The sequence below is a fragment of the Streptacidiphilus fuscans genome, from assembly GCF_015690355.1.
GTDB classification, from domain to species: Bacteria; Actinomycetota; Actinomycetes; order Streptomycetales; family Streptomycetaceae; genus Streptacidiphilus; species Streptacidiphilus fuscans.
On sequence record NZ_JADPRT010000012.1, the window covers coordinates 59,150 to 83,833 of the forward strand.

Consider the following 24,684-nt stretch of genomic DNA (forward strand, 5'->3'; position numbering starts at 1 on the left):
TGACAAGAGCGCGTTAAGAGGCTGTCACTATCGAGCACTGACACACCGAGACACCGAACCGGAAGGACGGTCGTGCACATCGTCATCATGGGATGCGGACGCGTGGGATCCTCCCTCGCGCGCGCCCTGGAGAAGCAGGGTCACTCGGTCGCGGTGGTCGACCAGGACCCCACGGCGTTCCGCCGTCTCGGTTCGGACTTCGCAGGCAAGCGGGTGACCGGGGTCGGCTTCGACCAGGACACCCTTCGCGATGCGGGGATCGAGCAGGCCGGTGCGTTCGCCGCGGTCAGCAGCGGTGACAACTCCAACATCATCGCCGCGCGCGTGGCCCGGGAGAACTTCGGCGTCGAGAACGTCGCCGCCCGGATCTACGACCCGCGCCGCGCCGAGGTCTACGAGCGCCTGGGCATCCCGACGGTGGCAACCGTCCGCTGGACGGCCGACCAGATGCTGCGCCGTCTCCTCCCGTCCGGCGTCGAGCCGCACTGGCAGGACCCGAGCGGCGCGGTCCAGCTGGCCGAGGTCCCCGTCTCCGCCTCCTGGATCGGCGAGCGCGTCGGCAAGCTGGAGGACGCCGCGCCGGTGCGCGTCGCCTTCGTGACCCGGCTCGGCCAGGGCCAGCTGCCCACCCCGGACCTGGTCCTGCAGGAGGGCGACCTGGTGCACATGATGATGCGCACCGCCGACCTGGACGCCGTCGAGGCGGTCTTCGCGAAGGGCCCGGAGGAGCACTGATGCGGGTAGCAATCGCCGGAGCGGGCGCGGTGGGCCGCTCCATCGCCGGAGAGCTCCTGGAGAACGGCCACGAGGTCCTCCTCGTGGACAAGAACCCGAAGTCCATCTCGGTCGAGCGGGTCCCCCAGGCGGAGTGGCTGCTGGCCGACGCCTGCGAGATCACCGCCCTGGACGAGGCGGCCCTGCAGCGCTGCAACGTGGTGATCGCGGCGACGGGTGACGACAAGGTCAACCTGGTGGTCTCGCTGCTGGCGAAGACCGAGTACGGCGTCCCGCGGGTCGTCGCCCGGGTCAACAACCCGAAGAACGAGTGGCTCTTCAACGAGGCCTGGGGCGTGGACGTCGCCGTCTCCACGCCGCGCCTGATGTCGGCGCTGGTCGAGGAGGCCGTCAGCGTCGGCGACCTGGTCCGCCTGATGCGTTTCAGCCAGGGCGACGCGAACCTCGTCGAGCTGACGCTCGCTGCGGACGGTCCGCACGTCGGCACCCAGGTCAAGGCGATCGCCTGGCCGGACGACACGGCCCTGGTCACCATCATCCGCGAGGGCCGCGTGCTGGTGCCGTCCGGCAGCGACACCCTCGAGGGCGGCGACGAACTCCTGTTCGTCGCGACGGCCGAGCGTGAGGCGGAGCTGGAGGCGCTGCTCTCGCCCTCGGCGAGCTGAGCGTTCGCAGGCTACAGAAGCGGTCGCAGGCCTGTCCGGCCTGCGGCCGCTTCGGCATTTTCACGTAGGTGAGCGTGTGCTGCCGGGGGTAGTTGCAGTCACCTCAGGGGCGCGAGGAACTGCGCGACAAGCCACCCATGCAGGTAGAGCCCCGAACGCGCCGGGCCATCCGCTCATCAGTGGTTTCTCGCGCCGTTCCCCGCGCCCCTGGATAGTGCAGCTAACTCTCGGATTCCTCGGAGTCGAGGTTCACCTTGATCGGCGCTGGAGCCTTGGACAGGATCAGCCAGGACAGGTAGATCGCGACCAGCCACGGCGGGACGCCCAGTCCGATCTTCGCGACGCCCAGCCACGTGACCTGTCCCGCCCAGTACAGCGGGAAGAGGATCGCCGCCCGCAGGGCGAACAGCGCGACCCAGACCCACGTCGCCTTCGTGTAGGCGGAAAGACGGCCGGGGTTCTGCGTCCGCCAGGTCATGTTCTCGCCGAGGACCGGGCCCAGCATGACGCCGAGCAGCGGCCACTTCACCAGCGCCGAGATCGCGTACGCGACCAGCAGGACCAGGCCGTAGATCATCGACGGCAGGTAGAAGTCCTGCGGCTTTCCGGACTGCATCGCGATGAACGCGCCGATGCCGACGCCCAGCACGCCGCCGAAGGCGTGCTTCAGCGTCTCCCGGCGCGCGACGCGGACCACCGCGAGCAGGACGGTGACGCCGACGGCCGACCAGGACGACGTCGCGACACTCTGGGTGATCGTGTAGAGGACGACGAAGACGAAACCCGGCACGGTCATGTCGATCATGCCGCGGACGCCGCCGAAGGCGTCGATCAGGGAGGTGTCGACGGGCTGCCCGGAGCCGTTCCCGGCGTCCGTGGCATTCGTGCTGTCGGGGGCGGCCGGGCTCGCGTCGGCGAGGGGGGCGCGGTGGCTCACGCGATCACTCCTGTCCGGTGGGGCGCAGCTCGTACCGCGGGTTGAAGAGCACGCGACGCCCGCGCGCGTGGCTGATCCGGCCGTGGGCGACCAGCTTGCGGCCGGGCTCGATTCCCACGATCGAGCGACGGCCCAGCCAGACCACGTCCAGCGCGTCACTGCCGTCGAACAGCTCCGCCTCCAGCGCGGGGACGCCGGCGCGCGGGCGCAGGGTGACCGCGCGGAGCGTGCCGGTGACGGTGACCTCCTGGCGGTCGCCGCAGGCCGCGATGGGTGTGGCGCCCGTTTCCTCGGCGTCGTGGCGCAGCTGCTCCGCGTTCAGCTCCTCGTTCGAGGTGCCGAGCTTGCTGAACATGCGCCTCAGCCGGCCTTGCGGCCTCACGCTGGAGATCTCACTGCTCATGCCCGAAGGGTACAGGCCGAGCCCCCGCCGGGAGGCGTCCTCGCGCAGCCCGGACGACGTCCCGAACACCCGTGCTCACGGCTCGAAGCGGTAGCCCATTCCCGGCTCGGTGACGAAGTGACGCGGGTGGCCCGGGTCGACCTCCAGCTTGCGGCGGAGCTGGGCCATGTAGACCCGCAGGTAGTTGCTCTCGGTGCCGTAGGCCGGCCCCCAGACCTCCTGGAGCAGCTGCTTCTGGCTGACCAGTCGGCCGCTGTTGCGGACCAGCACCTCCAGCAGGTGCCACTCGGTCGGGGTGAGCCGGATGTCCTTGCCGTCGCGGCTGACCCGCTTGGCCGCCAGGTCCACGGTGAAGCTCTCGGTGCCGACGACCGCGCTCTCGCTCTCCGGACCGGCCGGAGCGCCGCGGCGGACCGCCGCGCGGAGACGGGCGAGCAGCTCGTCCATGCCGAAGGGCTTGGTGACGTAGTCGTCGGCGCCCGCGTCCAGCGCCTGGACCTTCTCGTCGGAGGTCTGCCGGGCGGAGAGGACGATGATCGGCACCTTGGTCCAGCCGCGCAGGCCGCGGATCACCTCGGCGCCGTCCATGTCGGGCAGGCCGAGGTCGAGAAGCACCGCGTCGGGATGCCGGGCGGCGGCCAGCTCCAGCGCGGTGGTGCCGTCGTGCGCGGCGTCCACCTCGTAGTGGCGAGCCTTGAGATTGATCACCAGGGCGCGGACGATCTGTGGTTCGTCGTCGACGACCAGGACCCGGGTCATGAACGCTGCTGCCTTTCGGTCTGCTGCTCGTGCGCCTCCGTCGGTTCGGCGGCCAGGAGCTCGATCCCGATCACAGGATCGGTCCCGAGCCCGGTTCCGGCCACACCGACGGGCGCCTCGCTCTCGTGCGCGACCTGCGCACACGGAAGAGTGAACACCATGGTGAGCCCGCCTCCGGGCGTGTCCTCCGCCGACAGCGTGCCGCCGGTGGCCTCGACGAAGCCGCGGGCCACCGCGAGACCCAGGCCGACGCCCGCGCCGCGCGGGGCGTCGCCGTAGCGCTGGAAGGGCTCGAAGACCTTGTCCTTGGCCTCGTCCGGGATGCCGGGGCCGTGGTCGGCGACGCGGACCTCCACCCGGCCGTGCAGCACGCTGGCCGAGACGGCGACCCGGCAGGGCACGCCATCGACCTGCTTGCGGCTGCCCGCGTTGTACTTCACCGCGTTCTCGATCACGTTGCCGAGTGCGCGTTCGAGCAGTCCGGGGTCGGCCGACACCAGCGGCAGCTCCTCGGGGATGTCCGTGCGCACCGCGTCGGCCGGGACGCCGAGCAGGGCGAGCGGAACGACCTCGTCGAGATCGGTCTCGCGCACGATCGGGACGACCGTTCCGGTCTGCAGTCTGCTCATGTCGAGCAGATTGCCGATCAGATGATCGAGTCGATCGGCCCCCTCCTCGATGCCCGCCAGCAGCTCGGCCTCGTCGTCCGGCGTCCAGGCGACGTCTTCGGCGCGCAGCGAGCTGACCGAGGCCTTGATCCCGGCCAGCGGCGTGCGCAGGTCGTGGGAGACGGCGGCGAGCAGGGCGGTGCGGATCCGGTTGCCCTCGGCCATCCGGCGCGCCTCGGCGGCGGCCACCTCCAGGCGGCGCTTCTCCAGCAGCACGGCGGCCTGCGCGGCGAAGGCGACCAGCACGCGCCGGTCGGCGGCGGGCAGCACCCGGCCGCTCAGCGCCAGCGCCAGCCGGTCCCCGACGGGCACGTCGACGTCGGCGTCCTCGGGACGGGAAACCGGGTTGGGGCCGATCGCACCGGCGGTGCGCCAGGGCGAGAAGTCGTCGGGCCGCTCCAACAGGGCGACCGACTCCATCTGGAAGGTCTCCTGCACCCGCTCCAGCAGCGCGGGCAGGCCGTTGCGGCCGCTGAGCACGCTGCCCGCCAGGAAGCTCAGCGTCTCCGCCTCGGCCCGGCTCCGTGCGGCCTCCGCGGTGCGCCGGGCGGCGAGGTCGACCACGTACGCGACCGACAGCGCCACACCGAAGAAGACGCCCACGGCGATCACGTTGGGGAGCGAATTGATGGTGAGCGTGTGCAGCGGCGGGGTGAAGTACCAGTTGATCAGCAGGGAGCCGACGACCGCCGAGGCCAGCGCCGGGAAGAGACCGCCGAGCAGCGCCGCGCCGACCGTCAGGCCCAGGTAGAGCAGCATCTCGGTGTGGGAGGTGCTGCTGCCGGGCAAGTGCGTCAGCACCCAGGTGAGCAGCAGCGGTCCGGCGACGCCGACCAGCCAGCCGGCCACCGTGCGGGGCAGGCCGAGGTTGGCGATCCGGCGTATCGGGCGGATCCGGCCGCGGGCCACGTGCTCGTGGGTGACGATGTGGACGTCGATGTCGCCCGCCTCGCGGGCCACGGTGGCGCCGACGCCAGGACCGAAGATCCACTGCCAGGGCTTGCGACGGCTGCTGCCCAGCACGATCTGGGTGGCGTTGACGCCGCGGGCGAACTCCAGCAGCGCCTCGGCCGCGTTGTCGCCGAGCACGTGGTGGAAGCTGCCGCCGAGGTCCTCGACCAGGCCGCGCTGGACGGTGAGCTCCTTGGGCGAGGCGCTGGTCAGGCCGTCGCTCTTGGCCACGTAGACGGCCAGGATCTCGCTGCCGGAGCCCTTGGCCGCGATCCGCGCCGCCCGCCGGATCAGGGTGCGGCCCTCGGGACCGCCGGTCAGGCCGACCACGATCCGCTCGCGGGCCTGCCAGGTCGAGGCGATGTGGTTCTCGGCGCGGTAGCGCTGCAGGTACTCGTCGACCCGGTCGGCGACCCAGAGCAGCGCCAGCTCGCGCAGCGCGGTCAGGTTGCCGGGGCGGAAGTAGTGCGCCAGGGCGGCGTCGATCTTCTCGGGCGCGTAGACGTTGCCGTGGGCCAGACGGCGGCGCAGCGCCTCGGGGGCCATGTCGACCAGCTCGATCTGGTCGGCCCGGCGCACCACCTCGTCCGGCACGGTCTCCTGCTGTCGCACGCCGGTGATGCCCTCGACGGCGTCGCCCAGCGACTCCAGGTGCTGGATGTTGAGGTTGGAGATGACGTCGATGCCCGCGTCGAGCAGCTCGTCGATGTCCTGCCAGCGCTTGGCGTTGCGGGAGCCCGGCACGTTGGTGTGGGCCAGCTCGTCGACCAGCGCCACGGCAGGGCGGCGACGCAGCACCGCGTCGACGTCCATCTCGGTGAAGTCGGCGCCGCGATGGGTCATCGCCTTGCGCGGTACCACCTCGAGGCCCTCGATCTGGGCGGCGGTGTGGGCGCGGCCGTGCGTCTCCACGAAGGCGACCACCACGTCGGTGCCGCGCTCGGCCCGGCGCTTGCCCTCGCCCAGCATGGCGTACGTCTTGCCCACCCCGGGCGCTGCCCCGAGGTAGATGCGCAGCCTGCCACGTCCCATAACGTCCATTCTCCTTGCCGACTCCCGGAGCCGAACAGCGAGGGTACGTCAGACCGTCCCCCGAGCGGACCAGTCGTGCGTCACACCGGCGGCGTCGCCGGGGGTCCGCTGTTAGGAAGGAGCGGCAGGACAGGGAGCCGGGAGAAGCCGGACCGAGGGGGCGCGCGGGAGGCCCCATGACTGCTAGATTGGTCTATACCACATGGCGCACCGGCGCGGGTGCGTACGCGCCTCGTGCCCGCTCCGTGGAGTTCGTCTCCTCGTCACGCCCAAGTCCAGCTTCGTCCCGATCGGTAGGTAGGCCAGCGTGGAAGTTGTGATCGTTCCTGACGCCGCGGCGGGCGGCGAGCTCATCGCCACGGCGATCGCCGATCTGCTGACCCGGAAGCCGGACGCGCTGCTCGGCGTGGCCACCGGCTCGACCCCGCTCCCGATCTACCAGGCGCTCGCCGCCAAGGTCCGCTCCGGCGCGGTCGACGCCTCCCGGGCCCGGATCTGCCAGCTCGACGAGTACGTGGGCCTGCCGCCCGGCCACCCCGAGTCCTACCGGTCCGTCGTGCTGCGCGAGGTCGTCGCGCCGCTCGGGCTCTCCGAGTCCTCGTTCATGGGCCCGGACGGCTCAGCCGCCGACATCACCGCCGCGTGCGCCGACTACGACCGGGCGCTGGCCGCCGCGGGCGGGGTCGACCTGCAACTGCTCGGCATCGGCACCGACGGCCACATCGGCTTCAACGAGCCCTGCTCCTCGCTCGCCTCGCGCACCCGGATCAAGACGCTCACCGAGCAGACCCGGATCGACAACGCGCGCTTCTTCGACGACGACATCGACCAGGTGCCGCACCACGTGATCACCCAGGGCATCGGCACCATCCTGGACGCCCGCCACCTGGTGCTGTTGGCGACCGGCGCGGGCAAGGCCGAGGCCGTCGCCGCGACGGTCGAGGGCCCGGTCGCGGCCCTGGTCCCGGCCTCCGCGCTGCAGTTGCACCCGCACGCCACCGTGGTCGTCGACGAGGCCGCGGCGGCGGGCCTCAAGCTGGGCGACTACTTCCGCGCCACCTACGCGGCCAAGCCGCACTGGCAGGGGCTGTAGGGCGTCCCCAGGGCCTGCGCCGACCGCAGGCCCTGGCCACCGCGACACGGGCGCGGGCACCCGGAAATTGCCGGGCGTCCGCGCCCGCGTCGGCGTTATGGTGCGCCATGGAACAGAACCCGCCGGCCCGCAGGGCCGCCGCCGTCCCCGAGAAGCCCTCCCTCGACGGGCTCGAAGAGAGCTGGTCGCGCCGGTGGGACGAGTCCGGGGTATTCGCCTTCGACCGGACCAGGCCCAGGGCCGAGGTCTTCTCCATCGACACACCGCCGCCCACGGTCAGCGGCTCGCTCCATGTCGGCCATGTCTTCTCCTACACGCACACCGACACCGTCGCCCGCTACCAACGGATGCGCGGCCGGGCCGTCTTCTACCCGATGGGCTGGGACGACAACGGCCTGCCCACGGAGCGCCGGGTCCAGAACTACTTCGGCGTCCGCTGCGACCCGTCCCTGCCCTACGACCCGGACTTCACTCCCCCGGAGCATCCGGGGCGGGAGCAACTGCCGATCTCACGGCGGAACTTCATCGAGCTCTGCGACCGGCTCACCGAGCAGGACGAGCAGGCCTTCGAGGAGCTCTGGCGTCGGCTCGGCCTCTCTGTCGACTGGTCGATGACCTATCGAACGATCGACACCCGTGCGCGATCGATCTCGCAGCGAGCGTTTCTTCGGAACCTGGCCCGAGGCGAGGCGTATCTGGCCGAGGCCCCGACGCTCTGGGACGTCACCTTCCGCACCGCTGTGGCCCAGGCCGAGTTGGAGGACAGGGAACGCCCCGGCGCCTACCACCACCTGCTCTTCCACGGCAAGGACGGAGCGGACGGCGTCGCCGTCGAGATCGCTACCACCCGTCCGGAACTGCTGCCCGCCTGCGTCGCCCTGGTCGCCCACCCCGACGACGAGCGCTACCGGCCGCTCTTCGGGCGGACCGTCCGCACGCCGCTCTTCGGTGTCGACGTCCCGGTCCTGGCACACCCGCTGGCCGATCCGGAGAAGGGCACCGGCGTCGCCATGGTCTGCACCTTCGGCGACACCACCGACGTGGTCTGGTGGCGGGAACTCCAGTTGGCCACCCGACCCGTCATCGGCTTCGACGGCCGGTTCCTGCCCGAGCCGCCGCCGGGACTGACGAGTGATCAGGCCCTGGCCGTCTACGCCGGCCTGGCCGGGGCCACCGCGCACACCGCCCGCGAGCGGATCGTCGCGGCCTTGCGCGAGAGCGGCGAACTGCTGGGCGAGCCACGGCCGGTGACGCACGCGGTCAAGTTCTACGAGAAGGGCGACCGCCCGCTGGAGATCGTCACCACCCGCCAGTGGTACCTGCGCAACGGCGGTCGCGACGAGGAGCTGCGCGCCCGGCTGCTCGCCCGGGGTGACCAACTGCGGTGGAGCCCCGGCTTCATGAAGGCGCGGTACGACAGCTGGGTCTCCGGACTCAACGGCGACTGGCTGGTCAGCAGGCAGCGGTTCTTCGGCGTCCCGATCCCGGTCTGGTACGAGCTGGACGAGCGCGGCGCGCCACGCCACGACCGGCCGCTGGTCCCCGACGAGTCCCGCCTGCCGGTCGACCCGAGCACGGACGTCCCGGAGGGGTACCACGAGGAGCAACGCGGCGTCCCTGGCGGCTTCGTCGGCGACCCGGACGTCCTGGACACCTGGGCCACCTCCTCGTTGACCCCGCTGATCGCCGGACGCTGGGGCACGGACCAGGACCTCTTCACCCGGGTCTTCCCGATGGACCTGCGCCCGCAGGCCCACGAGATCATCCGGACCTGGCTCTTCTCCGCGGTCGTCCGCGCCGACAGCGAGTTCGGCGAACTGCCGTTCCGTCAGGCGGCCGTCTCCGGCTGGATCCTGGACCCGGACCGGAAGAAGATGTCCAAGTCGGTCGGCAACGTGGTCACCCCGAACGACCTCCTGGTCCAGCACGGCTCGGACGCGGTCCGCTACTGGGCGGCGAGCGCGCGACCGGGGACGGACACCGCCTTCGACCCCGGTCAGATGAAGATCGGCCGACGGCTGGCGATCAAACTGCTCAACGCGAGCAAGTTCGTCCTCACCCTCGGCGGGGACGGCTCGTCCGACAGCGCGGTCGAAGAATCGATCACGGGAACGGTCACCGAGCCGATCGACCGGTCGATGCTGGCCCAACTCGCAGAAACGGTCGCCGCGGTGACCGATGCGTTCGACGCGCTCGACCACGCCCGCGCGCTGGAACGGACCGAGACCTTCTTCTGGCGGTTCTGCGACGACTACCTGGAGCTGGTCAAGTCACGCGCCTACGGCGACGGTTCCGACGCGTCGGGAGCAGCCTCGGCCCGGGCCGCGCTGCGGGTGGCGCTCTCCACGCTCCAGCGCCTCTTCGCTCCGGTGCTGCCCTTCGCCGCCGAGGAGGTCTGGTCCTGGTGGCAGCAGGGCTCGGTCCACACCACCGCCTGGCCCGACGCCGAGGAACTGCGCGAGCTGGCCGGTCCGCACGCGGAACCGCGGGTGCTCGACCTCGCGGCCGAGATGATCGCCGCGGTCCGCAAGGCCAAGTCCGAGGCCCAGGTCTCCATGCGCACCGAGGTCGCGGAGGCCCGCGTCACCGCACCGCCCGCGCTGCGTCCCTTGGCCGAGCAGGCCCTCGCCGACGTCCGCGCCGCAGGCCGGATCGCCCGGCTCGCGGTCGACGAGACGCCCGCCGACGCCGACGGAACCGCGCCGGAGTTGGCCGTCAGCGTCGTGCTCTGAGCGGGCAGTCCCGGCACGGTCGGGGTGTGCGGGCGGCGGATCCGTCGACCGCGCACCCCTGGCCAGGCTTCCGTCGCGGTGCGAGGATCGCGGGCGGGACGCGGGAGCTACCCGCTGGTAGGACTCTGGAGGCCGGTATGCCGCAGTTGCACGATCTGACCGCGTTGGAGCAGGGCGAGTTGATCGCGACGGGCAAGCTCTCCCCGGTCGAGCTGACCCAGCACTACCTGGAGCGGATCGAGCAGCTCAACGAGACCGTCGGCGCCTACGTCACCGTCACCCCGGAGCTGGCCCTGGCGCAGGCCGCACAGGCCGAGGAGGACTCCGCCGAGGCCCGGCGCGAGGGACGGGCCCTCGCGCCGCTCCACGGCGTCCCCGTACCCGTCAAGGACCTCAACTTCGTGGCCGGGGTACGGGCCACGCTCGGCTCCCGCGCCTACGCCGAGCACGTGCCGGACGTGGACGACCACGTGGTCGTGCGGATGCGCGAGGCCGGCACGATCATGCTCGGCAAGACCCAGACTCCCGAGTTCGGCCTGCCCTGCTACTCGGAGAACGAGGTCGCCCCGCCGTCCCGGACGCCCTGGGACCTGGAGCGGTCCGCGGGCGGCTCCAGCGGCGGCGCGGCCGCCGCCGTGGCGTCCGGTCTGGCGCCGCTGGCCCACGGCAGCGACGGCGGCGGCTCGATCCGCATCCCCGCCTCGGTCTGCGGGCTGTTCGGGATCAAGCCCAGCCGCGGCCGGATCAGTTCCGGCCCGACCCTGCACGACATCAGCGGCCTCTCCACCAGCGGCCCGCTGGCCCGGACCGTCGCCGACGCCGCCGCGCTGCTCGACGTGATGGCGGGCCGGATGCCCGGAGACCCGTACACCGCACCCGAGCTGCCGACGGGCGAGACCTTCCGCTCGCACGCCGAACGCGATCCCGGCTCCCTGCGGATCGCGGTGCTGACCGACGCGCCCGTGCCCGGCGTCGAGGTCCACGCCGACTGCGTCGCGGCCACGCGCGACGCCGCCGAGCTGTTGAGCGGCCTCGGGCACCGCGTCGACGAGATGGCCCTCCCCGCGGACGAGACGCTCAGCCGCGTCTTCCGCCAGGTCTGGGCGGTGATGGCCACGCAGCGCCCGGTGGCTCCCCACGACGAGGAGCGGCTGATGCCGCTGACCCGGCACCTGCGCTCGCTCGGCCGCCAGGTCTCCGGCCCCGACTTCGCCACCGCGCTCTACACCTTCCGCGCGGTCGGCGAGTTGGTCGCGCAGCTCATGGCCGACTACGACGTGGTCCTCAGCCCGACGCTGGCGAAGCCGCCCGCGCTGGTCGGCGGCCTCCGCAACGACGCCGACCCGGGCGCGGAGTTCGACAACCTGGCCCACTTCACGCCGTTCACCCCGCTGTTCAACGCCACCGGCCAGCCCGCGGTCAACCTGCCCCTCCACTGGTCGGCCGAAGGCCTCCCGATCGGCGTCATGCTCGGCGGCCACTACGGCGCGGAGGCGACGCTGATCTCGCTCTCCGCCCAGCTGGAGGCCGCGAGGCCGTGGTCCGGACGCAAGCCCGAGATCTGGTAGACCGGGGCAACGGCGACGTAGTTGCAGCACTTAGGGGCGCGGGGAACTGCGCGAGAACCACGGACGAGCGGATGGCCCTGCGCGTTCGGGGCTCGACCTCGCAGGGTGGCTTGTCGCGCAGTTCCTCGCGCCCCAGGCACTTCCTCTATGCACAATTGTAGCGGCGACTTGGGCTCTGATCAGGGGTTTCACCATGAAACGGCATGATCATCTCAGCCCTGACGCCGCCCGAGCTGCTGCAAGCGGGCAAGGTTTTGGGCGGTGTCCTTGCCGGGGCTGGGGTCGGGCGCTGCTGGGGGGCCGTAAGCTGGCGCGCAAACTCGGGCAGGCTCCTAGCCTGCCCTTAATGTGACCGAGTGGCCCCCCAGAAGTGCCCGGCGCGGGTCCCGACGCGGCAAGGTGCGTAAAACCTTGCCCGCCGCCGACCATCGTCTCTGGCGCGATTCCACCCAACGTGAAGACGCCTCTTCGGGTCAGACCCGAAGCCGAGCCGACCTTGGCCGTTCGAAGCGCTGTCAGGCCTGGCTTCGGTAGAAAACCTTGCCGTCGTGGGGGGAGACACCAAGGGCGGCGTACAACGCGAGAGCAGGCGGGTTGTCCCGGTCGGCGGTCCACTCGACTCGGGAGCATCCTGCCTGACGCGCTTCGTCGTGAACGGCGTCCATCAGCGCGCGGGCGACCCCCTTAAGTCGATGGTCCTCCCGAACGTACAACTCCTTCAGGTACAGGCTGGTGTCCGCCCCTGCGGCTGGCCACAGGAGGCTGACTGAGGCAAGCCCGAGGATCTGCGACCCATCGCGTGCCAAGAGCACGGTTGCAGCCTGCCGGGGGCCGAACAGTGCTTGGCGAACCTGCTTGACGTCCGGCGCGTCGGCAGAGCCGCCGTAGTAAGCCTCGATCTCCCCGAGGATGACGCTGATGATCTCGGAGTCCTCTTCGGTGGCATGTTCGACCGTCAGCGCCATGGGCGTCTCCCTCAACCAGCCGAGGGCAGGGCCAAGACCTCACGCAGAACCCTGACCTCAGGCAACTGCCTGTTCGTCCCCGGCACACTAACGGCAAGATCACGGGCTCGGTAGAGGACAAGCGGACTCCTGTGCTCAACCGGGAGCGCGACGATTGCTTCGGTCGCGAGCTGTGCACCTGCGCCCGGGTCTCCGTCCCAGGCAAGACAGGCGGCGCGGTCCAGAAGGATCAGGGTCCGGTCGGTTCGATTCTCATCGGGGTACAGCTCAAGGGCCCGTTCTTGCTGTTCCCAAGCCCGATCGGTCTCGTGAAGGGCGGTCCACGCGTTTCCGGCGTGGAAGGCGAGTTGTGCCTCGTCGTAGCCGAGGGCCGAGGGTTGCCTATCCTCGGGCGAAAGACGCAGGAGGGCTGTCTCCGCTCGCCGCAGGGCATCCATGGTCTGATCACGGTGCCCGGCCAGCGCGTGCGCTCGGGCTTCTAGCGGGGCGGCCAGTGCGTCCGCAACACAGGGCAGTCCACCTGCGAGTTCCTGGGCGCGGATGGACAGTTCGACCGCACCGAACAGGTCGCCGCTGTAGTACAGCTGGTAGGACTCCTGCGCGTAGATCCACGCGAGCACGGCTCGGTCTTCGGCTTGAGCGGCGGCGGCTCGTCCGGTGCGCCACCAGTCGCGTGCGCCTGGATCGTCCAGCTTGAGCAGAGTGAGCGCTAAGAGCCCGGAGATTCGAGCGGCTGACGAGAGCAAACGTCGCCTTATGGCTGGCGGATGACGGTGATCGAGGACAGTTCTCAGGTCGGCGAAATCGGCCAGTAGGTCAGCCAGTAGGTCTTGCTCCGGCCGATAGCGCGTCGCTCGTCCGTGGCGGGCTACGGTGAATTCCCACTCGTCCAGCGACGCGCTGGTCATCGGCCCTTCGGCGAGTTGATCAGCAAACGTCGCGCGGAGATCAGCGGCCAGAACGGTAGTTGGAGTTCCTGGCGGGTGTGCTGCAATGTCGATCAACTGTCCGTGTCCGCTGAGTGCAGCGTCCAGCGACTGTGCCATGGCGGCCGTGGGCTGCCTCTTGCCGTTCTCCAGGTCGGAGATCATGGACTTGCCGCAGTGGGCCAACGCCGCGACGTCGCGAACTGACAGGCTGCCACGTAAGCGCCGGAGCGCTTGGCCGAAGGATTCACTGGTCATCAGCATTCCCGGTGTCCGCAGCGTCCGCACTGTCCGCTGTGCTGCGGACGGTGGCGGACAGGGTTTCCCTACCACTGGTAGCTCCTGCAAACGAGGCTACTCGTATCGCCGCTGATCTGGTCGGCGGATTACGAGAGGTCTGTACCGATGGGGCTGCTCAGTTCGCCACCGAACACGGGAACGCTGATGCGTATCCCATTGCCTGTACTCGACTGGACTGAGGTGCTTCAGCAGCGGCACCGGTACCGGAGTTGGGTGTGGCGTCGTCCGGGCCTGAATGTGGCGGGGATCGCGCGTCAGGTGGCGGTGGAGGCGGTTGCCGATTGGCGGCTTTCGCCGATGGCGGACGACGTGGCCTTGTGCGTGGGCGAGTTGATGGGCAACGCGTTGACGCACGGCCAGTCGGGGGGCTGGCCTCTGCCCGTGTCGTTGGGGCTGAGGTACTTCCCCACCTGCTGTCTCTTCGTGGAGGTCGGCGATACGAGCACAGCCGCCCCGCTTCTGACCGCCCCTGGTCGGGACAGTGATCCGGCGGAGGCGCTGTTGATGGACGGGCGGGGGTTGATGATCGTGCAGCGGATAGCAGATCACCTGTGGTGGCGTCAGCTCTCTGGGCTCGGCAAGACCGTGTATGCGCGATTGGACACCCCTCGCTATTTCGAACCCCTGACGGGTGGTGGTGACTGTGGCTGAGTCGAACAGGAATCTGGCGGGCTTCACCTGGAGCTCTTGGCTCGCTCCGCCGTTCCGGCCCTCTTTGGAGGTTGGTCCGTCTGGTGCGGAGGACGAGTGGGACGAGGTGGAAGAGACATTGACGGAAGATCACGGGAGGGCTGAGTGATGTTCGGTTGGCGGGATCGGGGCTCGGCTACCGGGCGTGGGCAGGTGTTCCGTTGCGGGTACTGCCACGGGAAGGTGCGGCCTGAGCGGGCACGGATCGAGAGGGTTCGGGGCCTTGAGCAGTATGTGCACGCTTGGCATCTGATGCGGGGGCGTGGCTGATGGTCGTGCCTTTGCGGGGTTCGTATGAGCGAGACGCTCCGGAGATCATCGCCGCGTATCGGGAGGGCGCTTCGATTCGGGTCTTGTGGGAGCGATTCGGGGCGTCGCAGTCGACCGTGTATCGGATCTTGAAGCGGCACGGTGAGCCGGTGCAGCGGCGGACGACTCGGCTCCTGGTGGAGGAGAGCAAAGCCGCTGAAGTCGTGAACCTGTACCAGGTTGAGCGGTTGAGCCTGATTCTGGTTGGGGAGCGGGTGGGCGTGTCCCGTCAGGTTGTGCGGCGCGTGTTGCGGGAGCGGGGCATCGCGATCCGGCGCGGCGGTACGCAGTCGCGTTCCCGGGGTGGCTCCTGTGGTCAGCGGATTCCGAAGAGGCTGGCGCAGGGCTTGGACGGAGGGTGATCATGCAGGAAGAGGCTGACCGTGTCGTCTGCCGCTTGACCGCCACGATCTCGGCGGTCGTGTTGGACGGAGCGCCTGACCCTGAATGGGTCGGGGATGCCATCTCGGATGCGATCAACTGCACCCTTGGCGAGGTCAGGGTGCGCGGCGGGGGCACCATCCGCATCGACCTGGACTCGATTGACGACCTCGTGCCCGGAGCTGGCGAGTCCCGCTCCGGCGGTGGGTGCCCGTAATAGCTCCCGCACGGTTGCGGCTACTTCCCTGCGGGTTGGGCTCCCGGCCGTAACTGGTGGACCTTTCCGGCCGGGAGCCGCATCTCAGAACAACCGAAGTTCGTGCCGGACCACCCCCTCACCTTCGACAGCGTGGGGTGGTCCGGTGGGCGTGAACCCGGTACCGATGGTACTCGGGTGATTGCGCGTGTTCGGGCATATGCCCGTCAACTCCGGTCGGGTGCACCGGGGTTGGTCGTCTGGGTCGCGGTGCCGCAGGGTCAGAGCTGGCACGGGGAACTGAGGACAGGATGACCATGGACGATGACGGGGGCGGGGCCGGGATCGAGAGGGAGTGGGAGGCTCCGGAGTTGGGCGGTGGGCCGTTGGTGCCTGGGGTGGATTACGAGGGGGCGTGGCTGGAGGCTCGGGCGGCTGCTGAGGCGTTGAACGCCGTGTTGCTGGAGCACGGGGTGACTCGCGCGCTGATGCGGGCTCAGGCGGGATGGGCGCAGGACGGGAGCGGCGTGGTCCACCTGGAGGGAACGCCACTGGGAGCGCGGAAGCTGGGCGCTGCCTTGGAGCGGATGACGAAGTGCAGACGGTAGGAGCGAGAAGTGCCTGAGCTGCACTTAGGTGTCAGGGTGGCAAGCGGCCGGCGGGCCCGCGGCCTTGGGCAGAATGGCGCTTGTGCTCGCGTCTGGGCTGCACTGCCCAAGGCCGCTGGCCTGCCGTCCGCGCCCGGCCACAGCTGCTCGGCCCTGTGCTGGCGGGTGGTAGGGGTGTCGTCATGGTCGTACTGCTCTGAGTGGTCGCGTGGGGCGGGCGGCCTGGCCGCCCGCCCGCGAACGGCCGAAGGCCGCATGCGCAAGGGCGCGGCGGCAAGGGCCGCCCGGCGGCGCATCGCGCCGCTCTTGAGTAAGTAAAGGCCAACTTCGACAGCCCCCGGACACAGCGCCGATTCGGGGGCCGGTGCGGTTGGCCGGTCAGCTGTCGGCTTGGCCTAGGCGGTGCGGGGCTTGGCGCTGGTCCGGAGCGCGTAGGCGAACTGCGCCTGATCCGCGACAAGGCTGACGGTCCGTCTGGGTCGGCGTGAGCTGCTGGCCGCTCTGGAAAGCGATGAGGTGTAGCGGGGCAGACGTATAGCGCGGCAGCTCGAACCCGGGTGGGAGGGTGGGGCACGGCGCGTTGTTGCTGGTGCTGACCGTGATCATCTTGGACCGCAGTCAGACTTTGAGAACCGTGGTGAGGGCTGGCCTGTCGGGCGCGTCAGCGTGCTGCCCAGGCGGGTGACGGCGCGGACTCCTGGCAGATCGTCACCCAGACGCGCGGAGGCGAGTCCTCCGCTACGTCGTCCCCCACCTGGACATCCCTGGCGTAGCGTGAGTGGTGCTGCCCCGGCCCTTCGTCACCGGGGCAGCCCTCTTGATCCCTATGCGGCGACGTCCATCAGGCGCACGCCGGTGACCGAGTAGCGGCGCTTGGCCCCTACGGGGTGGAGCACGACCCGTACGTCGTACTCGTTGAGCATCTCCCGCCGTACGGCGTCGTCTTCGGCATCCGCCCACGCCTGCGCGATGGTCTTCCCAGTCGGCACCATCCGCATGCCCGGCGCGCGCTCGGGCTGTGACCGCAACTCGGTGATCTCCTTGCCCAACTCGGCGTAGCGGGTCCTGAACCACTGCGCGTCGTCCGGCTCGTCGTACAGCCCTGCCGCGCGGTCCTCCCGCAGTCGGGCCCGGGACGCTTCCAACTCCTTGATCTCGGACGCGTACCCGGTGCCCGGGTCGTACACCTTGGCCATCACCTCCCCCGCCCCGTACTCCTTCACGAACCACTCCGCTACCGCCTGGTCAAGCATCGGGACAGCCATCATCGGGGCAGGCTGGCAGTCCTGGGAGGCGGGGATGCCGCGCACCCGGCCGGTGCAGCCGTAGGAGGCAGGCTGCCCGGCGGAACGACCAGCGATGTAGAGGCGCGCTCCGCAGTTCCCGCACCACGACACCCCCGACAGCAGGTGCGTGCCCTTGGGCGTGCGGGCACCGTCCCGCTTGCGGGCCAGCTTCTCCGCGAGAGCCCGATGCGTGGCCGCGTCCCACAGCGGGTCAGCCAATCGCACGGGCTTGCCGTCCTCGCCGGTCACCGGACGGCCCTGGTGCATGAGGTAGCCGAGTGCCGCGTCACTGGTCAAGATCGCGCGCACGGTCTTCGGGTTCCACGGCGTGCCCTTCATCGGACGGCCGTAGAGCTGCGCGCGTCGGTCCGACGGGGACGGCACCCCGGCTCGGGTCAGCCTGGCGGCCTCGGAGTGAACGGTGATCTTGCCTGTCTCATCGGCCAAGATCCGCTGAGCCACTTCGGAGATCACCGCATGGGCGACGAGATCGACCGCGACGTGATCCACCTTGCCGGTAGGAACAAGGCGGACGTACATGTAGCCGTAGGGCGGCATCTGCCGGGGCTGTCCGGCCGCGCGGGCGCGCAGCGTCTCGTCACGGTTCCGCTTCTGGATCATCCGCAGTTCCATCTGCGAACCCCATGCCTTCATCAGCCACTCGTTCTCCTGGTTGGGGTCGGTGAAGTCCCACACCCCAGGGTGATCGGCGGTGATGATCAACCGGCCCTGCCCGGTCAACAGCTCCTGAGTGTTGAGCGTGTCCCGGACGTTGCGCCCCACGCGGTCCACGCTCGCCGCTGCGATCCCGTCGTACGGACCCATCTCACCGCGCAGCCACGGACCGAACCCCTTGCGGGTCATCGGGTCCGTGGCCCCGGACACCTCCCAGTCATCCGCCCACGCGATGACGTGCCCGCCCGCCTCCTCGACGGCGGCGATGATCTGCTGCGCCTGACGCTCCGGGCTGCTGGTGTCGTCCGACCTGCGCGACAACCGCCGCACACCCACACAGCAACGGCCGCACCCGTCATACTCCGTCGTGAGCATGTCGTCCATGATCTGACTCCCGTCCCCGCACTACTGTGCGAATTACGGAAGTGCCTGCCCTGGATAGTGCAACTACCTCACGACGTGAGCGCAATCAGTCGGAGACGATCTGCCCGTCCCGCAGGTCCAGGACCCGGTCGGCCAGCTCCATCAACGTCGGGTCGTGGGTGGCGACGAGGGCGGTCACGCCCTCGCTGCGGACGACCGCGCGGAGCAGCCGCATCACGGAGCGGCCGGTGTCGGAGTCGAGCTGGCCGGTGGGCTCGTCCGCGATGATCAACTCGGGGCGGTTGGCGAGTGCGCGGGCGATCGCCACGCGCTGCTGCTGACCGCCCGAGAGCTCGCCGGGGCGCTGTTGGGCGTGGTCCGCCAGCCCGACCAGGGCGAGCAGCTCGCGCACCCGCTCCTCGCGCTCGGCGACCGGTGTCCGGCAGAGCCGCATCGGGACGCCCACGTTCTCGGCGGCCGTGAGGATGGGCAGCAGACCGAAGGACTGGAAGACGAAGCCGATCCGGTCCCTGCGCAGTTCCAGCAGGCCGTCCTCGCCCAGCTCGGCGAGGTCGCGGCCGTCGATCCTGATCTGCCCGCCGGAGGGCCGGTCCAGGCCGCCGACCAGGTTGAGCAGCGTCGTCTTGCCGGAGCCCGAGCGGCCCTTGAGCGCCGTCAGCTCGCCCCGTCGGACCGTGAACGAGACCCCGCGCAGCGCGTGCACCGCCGTGGGCCCGCTGCCGAAGGACTTCCGTAGGTCGACGACCTCGACCATGGGCGGCAGCTCCGTTTGCGTCACTCCACCGCTCCCGGCGGCGTCCGCGTCCGCGTCCGTGCCTGTCCCTGTCACGCGCTCCCCCTCGCCGGTCCGACCTCTCGCCGACGGGAACTCTCGCACGTGTGCCCGCCCCTGGAAAGAGGCGGGCACACGTGCCTGCAGAACCTGCAGAGGCAGAACCGGCAGGTTCTAGCGGACCTCGGTGATCTCCGGGCCGCGCTCGAACGGGTTCAGGTCGTCCACGCCGGGGTGGCCCTGCTGCTGCGGCATGCCGTCGGCGACCATCTGCGCGTCCTCGGGCAGGCGCAGCACGATCGGGTCGCGCGGGGCCATCGGGCCCTCGCCGCGGACCACGACGGTCTTGCGGAAGATCTGCTCCAGCGCGTCGGCCGACTCCGGCTGCACCGCGGCCTGGCCGGAGATCACGCCGCGCAGGAACCAGCGCGGTCCGTCGCAGCCGACGAAGCGGACCAGCTGCACGCCCTGCGTGCCGTCCGGCAACTGCACCGGGACGCGGGCCCGCAGGCCCCAGCCCAGCGCGGTCTCCTCCTCGTCGACGGCACCGCCCTGCGCGGTGATCCCGTCGGCGATCTCCTTGCGGACCTCGCCCCAGATGCCCTCGTTCTTGGGCGCGGCGAAAGCCTGCAGCTGGACGGCGCTGTTGCCGAGCACGAGCGTGGCCGCCACGATCGCGTCACCCGCGACCTCGACCCGCAGCTCCATGCCTTCGACGCCGGGCACCAGGAGTCCGCCGAGGTCGACCCGGCCCTCCTTGGCGTCGTCGATCTCGGTGGAGTCGAACGGCCCATCGGGGCGGGGCGCGGGCGGCAGCCCCACACGCTCGTTTGCGTCGTCCTCATCCTCGGAAGTCGCCCCTGCGACATCCTCGCTGTCGGCGTCGACGAACTCGTCGAGCTGATCGGCAGCGTCCTCGCCCTTGGCGCGACGACGGAACACGGTCACTGTCCTTCCCGGTCGGGTACCGAAGAGTCTTTCTGCCCGGCCGCGGGAATGCTAACCGCGGCATGGCCCCCCGTCGACCCGAAGCCTCCTGCGGCGCGTGCCGACCCCGGCAGCTCCACCACCTCGTGGAACCGGACCTTCTCCACCCGCTGGACGACCAGTTGGGCGATCCGGTCCCCGCGACGGAAGACCACCCGCTCGCGCGGGTCGAGGTTGACGACGATCACCTTGATCTCACCACGGTACCCGGCATCGACGGTTCCGGGGGCATTGACGAGAGCGATGCCGCACCGCGCGGCCAGCCCGGAGCGCGCGTGTACGAAGGCCGCGTATCCGTCGGGCAGCGCGATCGCGATCCCGGTCGGCAGGACGGCGCGCTCGCCGGGCTCCAGCACGGCGTCGACGGTGGTGCGCAGATCGGCGCCGGCATCGCCCGGGTGCTCGTACGCCGGGGCCGGCAGCTCGTCGTCGAGACGACGCAGCAGGACGTCGACGGGGTGGATCTCTCCGCTCATGGCACTCACGGGTTCACCTCGAAGGCGCGGGTGCGCTTGATCAGGTCGGGGTTCTCGATGACCGCCTTGATGTCCTCGGGGCGGCCGTGGTTGACGAAGTGGTCCAGGGTGACCTGGATGAACAGGGCGCGGGCGGTGAGGGCCAGCGGCCCGTCCGGAGCGCCCAGCCGGGCCTCGCCCCGGCAGTAGATCTTGCGGCCGACGACGGCCTCCGCCCAGGTGTGCAGGTAGAGCGTCGAGTCCACCGGCACCGGGGCGCGGAAGTCGGTCTCCAGGCGCGCGGTGACGGACGTGGTGTGCAGCAGCCAGTTGAGCGTGCCCAGCGCGTCGTCCATCGCGGTGACCAGCACGCCGCCGTGAGCCAGCCCGGGAGCGCCCTGGTGGGCGGTGCCCACGGTGAACTCGGCGAAGACCTCCACGCCCTCACCCGCACGGGACGAGAGGTGCAGGCCGTGCGGCTGGGCGGGTCCGCAGGCGAAGCAGTGCTCGTAGTGCGGCTCGATCGCCTTGCCGGGCGCGGGAGCGTCCGGATGCCGGACCGGCTGCGCCGCGTCGGGCGGTGGTGTGAGGCTGGGGCGGGGACTATCGGTCACCCCGCGACCCTACAGGCAGAGGCCCCCGGAGCCTTGACGCGTCGCGGCCCGGCGCACAATGGGTGCCATGTACGACGAACGCCTCTCCGCCCCGGCGGCCATGTGGCTGCTTCCCGTAGGAAGCGGCATCTCCTTCATGCTGGTCTTTGTGATCTTCGGGCCCATCCCCGGCCTGCTCGGCCTGGTCATCGGCGGCGCCGCGGCCGCGATGCTGGTGAGCAGCTACGGCTCCCCGCGGATCCGCGTGGTGCAGGGCCAGCTGGTGGCCGGCGACGCGCGCATTCCGGTGTCCGCGCTGGGCACGGCCGAGGTCCTGGACAAGGAGGCCGCGTTCACCTGGCGCACCGCCAAGGCCGACGCGCGCGCCTTCATGCTGCTGCGCGGCTACATCCCGACGGCCGTCCGGATCCCGGTCACCGATCCGGAGGACCCGACGCCGTACCTGTACCTCTCCACGCGGACGCCGGAGCGCCTAGCGCAGGTCCTCGCGTCCGCGAAGGCGGAGACCGTCCCGGCCGCCTGAGTCCGGCACGGGACGGGACCGCACGGACGACACAGCACGACACACGGAGAAGCGATCGTTCGGACCGGTCGCGGGCACAGCCCGCGGCCGGTCTTCGGCTTTTCAGGGGCAGGGCGCGCGAGGGCTGGCTTTCTGCGGGGTTCTGCGGCGCTACTCGCCGCGCTCCGCGCGCCGTGCGCGTCGGGAGCGGGACCGGACGTCCGCGGCCGTCAGACGGGCCCGGTGCCAGTACTCCGGGTCGGTGGGACGGCGCTCGCGCAGGTCGCGGCGGATCTCCTTGGCCAGCCGCGCGGTGTCCTTGCGGTTGACGTACGCACCGGCGGCGGCACCGACCATCAGCGGCGTCAACGAGGGGATCTTGCGCACACCCGCATGCGTGAGCCGCTTGCGCAGCGCCTGACGCAGGCCCGCGCTGCGGGCCAGGGCGATCACGGTGGCGGGCTTGGACACGTCCATGCCGCGCCGTTCGGACCAGACGGTCAGATAGGCCATGGCCCGCTGCTTCGCGTCCCCGGGGGCGGGCTGCCCGTACGCCTCGTACAGCTCGGCGACCATCTTGAACTCGACCGCCGCCACGGCGAGGAGCTCCGCGGCGATCTCGACCGGCATCGTCAGCGGCACCGGCATCATGGCGGCGGTGCCGACGCTCGCGCCCACGGCGCCCGAGGCGCGTGCGGCCGAGGCGGCGATCCGGTCGGCCAACTCCTCGGCGCTCGCAGCGTTGGGGTGGTGAGCCCGGAGTGTGGACACGTCACGGATCGCGATCCTGGGAGCCGCGTCGACCAGCCGGTCGGCCAGACCGACAGCGCCTCCCTTGGCGCCTTTGGCGCCCTTGCCGAGGCCACGCCCCAGCTTTCTGCCGAGCGAGGCCAGCCGGCCCCGTTCGGCGGGGACGGAGTCCGCGGGAGCGGACTCGTCCCAGACCTCCATCTCGGCGGCGATCCGTGCCAGATCGGCCGACGTCTCATCCAGGGACGCCTCCAAGGTCTGCGACTGCAAGGCTCCGTCGTCGGAGCCGTCGGTGGAGTCGCGTGTGGAGTCGTCCATGGGGGCGGGGTCCGCGAGCGGATCCGCCTTCGAGCGTTCGGTCGGCCGACCGTGCGGTCGGTCACCGTCCGAGGATCTCTGCGGCTTGCGGAACGGTCCCATGAGTCCCCTTCCTCTCACCGCTCGATCAGGCGGCGCAGTCCCGGCAGATCGGCTGGCCGTTCTTCTCACTGGCCAGCTGGCTCCGGTGGTGCACCAGGAAGCAGCTCATGCACGTGAACTCGTCGGCCTGTCGCGGCAGCACACGGACGGAGAGCTCTTCGTTGCTCAGGTCCGCGCCCGGCAGCTCCAAGCCCTCGGCAGCCTCGAACTCGTCGACGTCGACCGAGCTGGTCGTCTTCTCGTTCCGGCGTGCCTTGAGCTCCTCGATGCTGTCTTCGTTGAGGTCGTCATCAGTCTTGCGTGGGGTGTCGTAGTCAGTCGCCACTTCACTCTCCCCCTGTGGGTGCTTACGGGTATCTCCAGCGCACGTAACGCGCAGGGAGTCGGACTTGTGCCCGACCCGAGGGCGAGATTTTGCCTTACTTCAAGGCCCGTTACTCAATCGACACCCGAGTTGCCCCTCGTGCGGGTGATCAATGCCCCCGTTCGCCGGGTGCACGACAGAGTCGGCATTATGCTTCACTGACCACTTACCGTGATCATGACCGGCGAAAACGCCGAAAACACTGGGCGTGTGCACAAAGCCGATGTTCACCGTCGGTAGTCGCCGCTTCGGCTACAAATTGGCCGAAACTGCGTGCACCCCGACCTTGGCTCCACGAAGTGTGACGTTCATCACAGTTCAGGAAAGTCGGACTTGTCGGTCTCGCCGTGATGGCATCGGCGCTCAGCCGCGAGCCGCCGCAGCTGCCGCCTTACGGGCCTTGATGGCCGCCTGGCGCTCCTCGAAGCGCCGGGCCTGGGCATCCAGGCCGTCCATGAAGAGACCGATCTCCTGCTGGGCCTGGAGGCCTTCTGCGCCGAGCCCTGACAGCTCCAGCACCTTGAGGTGGCGCAGCACCGGGGTGAGCACGTCCTCGTGGTGGATCCGGAGGTTGTAGATCCCGCCCAGGGCCATCTTGGCCGCGGCACGCTCGAAGCCCGGCATGCCGTGACCGGGCATCCGGAAGTTGATCACCACGTCGGCGATCGCGCGCATCGCCTGGTCGGGGGCGATCTCCAGGGCGGCCTTCAGCAGGTTGCGGTAGAAGACCATGTGCAGGTTCTCGTCGGTCGCGATGCGGGCCAGCATCCGGTCGCAGACGGGGTCGCCGGAGTTGTGGCCGGTGTTGCGGTGCGAGACCCGGGTGGCCAGCTCCTGGAAGGCGACGTAGGCGACCGAGTGCAGCATCGAGTGGCTGTTGTCGGACTCGAAGCCCTCGGCCATGTGCGTCATCCGGGCGCGCTCCAGCGCGACCGGGTCGACCGCACGCGAGGTGAGCAGGTAGTCGCGCATGACGATCGCGTGGCGGCCCTCCTCGGCCGTCCACTGGTGCACCCAGGTGCCCCACGCGCCGTCGCGGCCGAACATGGTCGCGATCTCGTGGTGGTAGCTCGGCAGGTTGTCCTCGGTGAGCAGGTTGACCACCAGCGACACCCGGCCGACGTCGGTGACCGGCGACTGGTCGACCGCCCAGGCCTCCCCGCCCATCAGGCCGTCGAAGTCCCGCCCCAGGCTCCACGGCACGTACTCGTGTGGCATCCACTCCTTGGCGACCCCCAGGTGGCGGTTGAGCTCGCGCTCCACCACCTCTTCCAGAGCGTGGATCAGCTGCACGTCGGTCCAGTGTGCGCGGCCGGCGGCGGGGCGGTCGGGGGCGATGGTCACGTGAATCCAACTCTCGGTACGACACTCACCTACGCTTCCGTAGGTTACGCCACCGTAGGTTGTTAACGGGCCTGCTGGCAAGGGGCACGGACCCACGTCACAGCCCCTTTCCTGGTTACTGGACGGTCAACTGAAACGCCGTGGGGGGCGCGGGGGGGGGCGGGGGGGGCGGGTGTGGAAATTGTAGGAAATTTGGGTTGTGATTTTTTTTTG

General features: G+C 70.3%; 21 protein-coding genes. 7 read left to right on the forward strand and 14 right to left on the reverse strand.

Translation table 11 applies throughout. The features are described 5' to 3' along the window. Positions 1–72: 72 nt before the first annotated feature. Together I2501_RS26000 and I2501_RS26005 are read left to right on the forward strand one after the other, a co-directional pair. Positions 73–735 (forward strand): potassium channel family protein, encoded by a 663-nt coding sequence (locus tag I2501_RS26000; RefSeq protein WP_196196661.1) that lies wholly within the window; start codon positions 73–75, stop codon positions 733–735. After that, positions 735–1,400, forward strand: coding sequence for a potassium channel family protein (locus I2501_RS26005; protein ID WP_196196662.1), 666 nt, complete (start codon positions 735–737; stop codon positions 1,398–1,400). The genes I2501_RS26000 and I2501_RS26005 overlap by 1 nt, the downstream gene beginning before the upstream one ends. A 220-nt stretch (positions 1,401–1,620) precedes the next feature. Here I2501_RS26005 and I2501_RS26010 read toward each other — a convergent pair whose 3' ends face one another. From I2501_RS26010 to I2501_RS26025, 4 genes are all read right to left on the reverse strand, one after another. Continuing rightward, positions 1,621–2,337 carry a DUF3159 domain-containing protein gene (locus tag I2501_RS26010; RefSeq protein WP_328806637.1) on the reverse strand — a complete coding sequence of 239 codons (717 nt, stop codon included), beginning with the start codon at positions 2,335–2,337 and terminating at the stop codon, positions 1,621–1,623. 4 nt (positions 2,338–2,341) lie between these two features. Next, positions 2,342–2,740 (reverse strand): OB-fold nucleic acid binding domain-containing protein, encoded by a 399-nt coding sequence (locus I2501_RS26015; RefSeq protein ID WP_196196663.1) that lies wholly within the window; start codon positions 2,738–2,740, stop codon positions 2,342–2,344. Positions 2,741–2,815: 75 nt separating this feature from the next. Then, positions 2,816–3,499, reverse strand: coding sequence for a response regulator (locus I2501_RS26020; RefSeq protein ID WP_196196664.1), 684 nt, complete (start codon positions 3,497–3,499; stop codon positions 2,816–2,818). After that, positions 3,496–6,150, reverse strand: a complete 2,655-nt coding sequence (locus I2501_RS26025) for an ATP-binding protein (RefSeq protein WP_196196665.1) — start codon at positions 6,148–6,150, stop codon at positions 3,496–3,498. The genes I2501_RS26020 and I2501_RS26025 overlap by 4 nt, the downstream gene beginning before the upstream one ends. Positions 6,151–6,457: 307 nt before the next feature. Between I2501_RS26025 and nagB the strand changes: the two genes are divergently transcribed. The 3 genes from nagB to I2501_RS26040 all read left to right on the forward strand — a co-directional run bounded on the left by nagB (position 6,458) and on the right by I2501_RS26040 (position 11,543). Next, a complete protein-coding gene (gene nagB / locus I2501_RS26030; RefSeq protein WP_196196666.1) occupies positions 6,458–7,243 on the forward strand; it encodes a glucosamine-6-phosphate deaminase in 786 nt (261 codons plus the stop codon). Positions 7,244–7,350: 107 nt separating this feature from the next. Next, on the forward strand, positions 7,351–9,975 hold the full coding sequence (valS, locus tag I2501_RS26035) for a valine--tRNA ligase (RefSeq protein ID WP_196196667.1): 2,625 nt from the start codon (positions 7,351–7,353) through the stop codon (positions 9,973–9,975). A 137-nt stretch (positions 9,976–10,112) separates the two neighbouring features. Further along, positions 10,113–11,543 carry an amidase gene (locus I2501_RS26040; protein WP_196196668.1) on the forward strand — a complete coding sequence of 477 codons (1,431 nt, stop codon included), beginning with the start codon at positions 10,113–10,115 and terminating at the stop codon, positions 11,541–11,543. 515 nt (positions 11,544–12,058) lie between these two features. On the opposite strand, the gene I2501_RS26045 is transcribed toward I2501_RS26040, so the two are convergent. Further along, a complete protein-coding gene (locus I2501_RS26045) occupies positions 12,059–12,508 on the reverse strand; it encodes a GNAT family N-acetyltransferase (RefSeq protein ID WP_236047224.1) in 450 nt (149 codons plus the stop codon). Between the two features lie 11 nt (positions 12,509–12,519). Then, a complete protein-coding gene (locus tag I2501_RS26050) occupies positions 12,520–13,692 on the reverse strand; it encodes a helix-turn-helix domain-containing protein (RefSeq protein ID WP_236047228.1) in 1,173 nt (390 codons plus the stop codon). Positions 13,693–13,839: 147 nt separating this feature from the next. Between I2501_RS26050 and I2501_RS26055 the strand changes: the two genes are divergently transcribed. Beyond that, positions 13,840–14,385, forward strand: a complete 546-nt coding sequence (locus I2501_RS26055; protein WP_196196669.1) for an ATP-binding protein — start codon at positions 13,840–13,842, stop codon at positions 14,383–14,385. 2,357 nt (positions 14,386–16,742) lie between these two features. On the opposite strand, the gene I2501_RS26060 is transcribed toward I2501_RS26055, so the two are convergent. The 5 genes from I2501_RS26060 to I2501_RS26080 form a co-directional block, all read right to left on the reverse strand. Further along, positions 16,743–18,263 carry a recombinase family protein gene (locus tag I2501_RS26060; RefSeq protein WP_236047230.1) on the reverse strand — a complete coding sequence of 507 codons (1,521 nt, stop codon included), beginning with the start codon at positions 18,261–18,263 and terminating at the stop codon, positions 16,743–16,745. Between the two features lie 85 nt (positions 18,264–18,348). Continuing rightward, on the reverse strand, positions 18,349–19,017 hold the full coding sequence (locus I2501_RS26065; RefSeq protein ID WP_196196821.1) for an ABC transporter ATP-binding protein: 669 nt from the start codon (positions 19,015–19,017) through the stop codon (positions 18,349–18,351). Positions 19,018–19,209: 192 nt separating this feature from the next. Next, positions 19,210–19,977, reverse strand: a complete 768-nt coding sequence (locus I2501_RS26070; protein WP_196196670.1) for a DUF3710 domain-containing protein — start codon at positions 19,975–19,977, stop codon at positions 19,210–19,212. Between the two features lie 2 nt (positions 19,978–19,979). Continuing rightward, a complete protein-coding gene (dut, locus tag I2501_RS26075; RefSeq protein WP_196196822.1) occupies positions 19,980–20,498 on the reverse strand; it encodes a dUTP diphosphatase in 519 nt (172 codons plus the stop codon). A gap of 5 nt (positions 20,499–20,503) precedes the next feature. Further along, on the reverse strand, positions 20,504–21,091 hold the full coding sequence (locus I2501_RS26080; RefSeq protein WP_196196671.1) for a PaaI family thioesterase: 588 nt from the start codon (positions 21,089–21,091) through the stop codon (positions 20,504–20,506). A gap of 67 nt (positions 21,092–21,158) precedes the next feature. Here I2501_RS26080 and I2501_RS26085 point away from each other — a divergent pair, with 67 nt between their 5' ends. Then, positions 21,159–21,614, forward strand: coding sequence for a DUF3093 domain-containing protein (locus tag I2501_RS26085; RefSeq protein ID WP_408022787.1), 456 nt, complete (start codon positions 21,159–21,161; stop codon positions 21,612–21,614). Between the two features lie 150 nt (positions 21,615–21,764). On the opposite strand, the gene I2501_RS26090 is transcribed toward I2501_RS26085, so the two are convergent. The 3 genes from I2501_RS26090 to I2501_RS26100 all read right to left on the reverse strand — a co-directional run bounded on the left by I2501_RS26090 (position 21,765) and on the right by I2501_RS26100 (position 24,471). After that, a complete protein-coding gene (locus I2501_RS26090; protein ID WP_196196673.1) occupies positions 21,765–22,661 on the reverse strand; it encodes a hypothetical protein in 897 nt (298 codons plus the stop codon). Between the two features lie 127 nt (positions 22,662–22,788). After that, on the reverse strand, positions 22,789–23,088 hold the full coding sequence (locus I2501_RS26095; protein WP_196196674.1) for a DUF4193 domain-containing protein: 300 nt from the start codon (positions 23,086–23,088) through the stop codon (positions 22,789–22,791). Between the two features lie 402 nt (positions 23,089–23,490). Further along, on the reverse strand, positions 23,491–24,471 hold the full coding sequence (locus tag I2501_RS26100; protein WP_196196675.1) for an acyl-ACP desaturase: 981 nt from the start codon (positions 24,469–24,471) through the stop codon (positions 23,491–23,493). Between the last annotated feature and the right edge of the window lie 213 nt (positions 24,472–24,684).

Coding starts and splice junctions, on each gene's coding strand:
- I2501_RS26005 (WP_196196662.1), top strand. CDS start 735: ATGCGGGTAGCAATCGCCGGAGCGGGCGCGGTGGGCCGCTCCATCGCC.
- I2501_RS26015 (WP_196196663.1), bottom strand. CDS start 2,740: ATGAGCAGTGAGATCTCCAGCGTGAGGCCGCAAGGCCGGCTGAGGCGC.
- I2501_RS26020 (WP_196196664.1), bottom strand. CDS start 3,499: ATGACCCGGGTCCTGGTCGTCGACGACGAACCACAGATCGTCCGCGCC.
- I2501_RS26025 (WP_196196665.1), bottom strand. CDS start 6,150: ATGGGACGTGGCAGGCTGCGCATCTACCTCGGGGCAGCGCCCGGGGTG.
- valS (WP_196196667.1), top strand. CDS start 7,351: ATGGAACAGAACCCGCCGGCCCGCAGGGCCGCCGCCGTCCCCGAGAAG.
- I2501_RS26040 (WP_196196668.1), top strand. CDS start 10,113: ATGCCGCAGTTGCACGATCTGACCGCGTTGGAGCAGGGCGAGTTGATC.
- I2501_RS26045 (WP_236047224.1), bottom strand. CDS start 12,508: ATGGCGCTGACGGTCGAACATGCCACCGAAGAGGACTCCGAGATCATC.
- I2501_RS26050 (WP_236047228.1), bottom strand. CDS start 13,692: ATGACCAGTGAATCCTTCGGCCAAGCGCTCCGGCGCTTACGTGGCAGC.
- I2501_RS26055 (WP_196196669.1), top strand. CDS start 13,840: ATGGGGCTGCTCAGTTCGCCACCGAACACGGGAACGCTGATGCGTATC.
- I2501_RS26060 (WP_236047230.1), bottom strand. CDS start 18,263: ATGGACGACATGCTCACGACGGAGTATGACGGGTGCGGCCGTTGCTGT.
- I2501_RS26065 (WP_196196821.1), bottom strand. CDS start 19,017: ATGGTCGAGGTCGTCGACCTACGGAAGTCCTTCGGCAGCGGGCCCACG.
- dut (WP_196196822.1), bottom strand. CDS start 20,498: ATGAGCGGAGAGATCCACCCCGTCGACGTCCTGCTGCGTCGTCTCGAC.
- I2501_RS26085 (WP_408022787.1), top strand. CDS start 21,159: ATGTACGACGAACGCCTCTCCGCCCCGGCGGCCATGTGGCTGCTTCCC.
- I2501_RS26090 (WP_196196673.1), bottom strand. CDS start 22,661: ATGGACGACTCCACACGCGACTCCACCGACGGCTCCGACGACGGAGCC.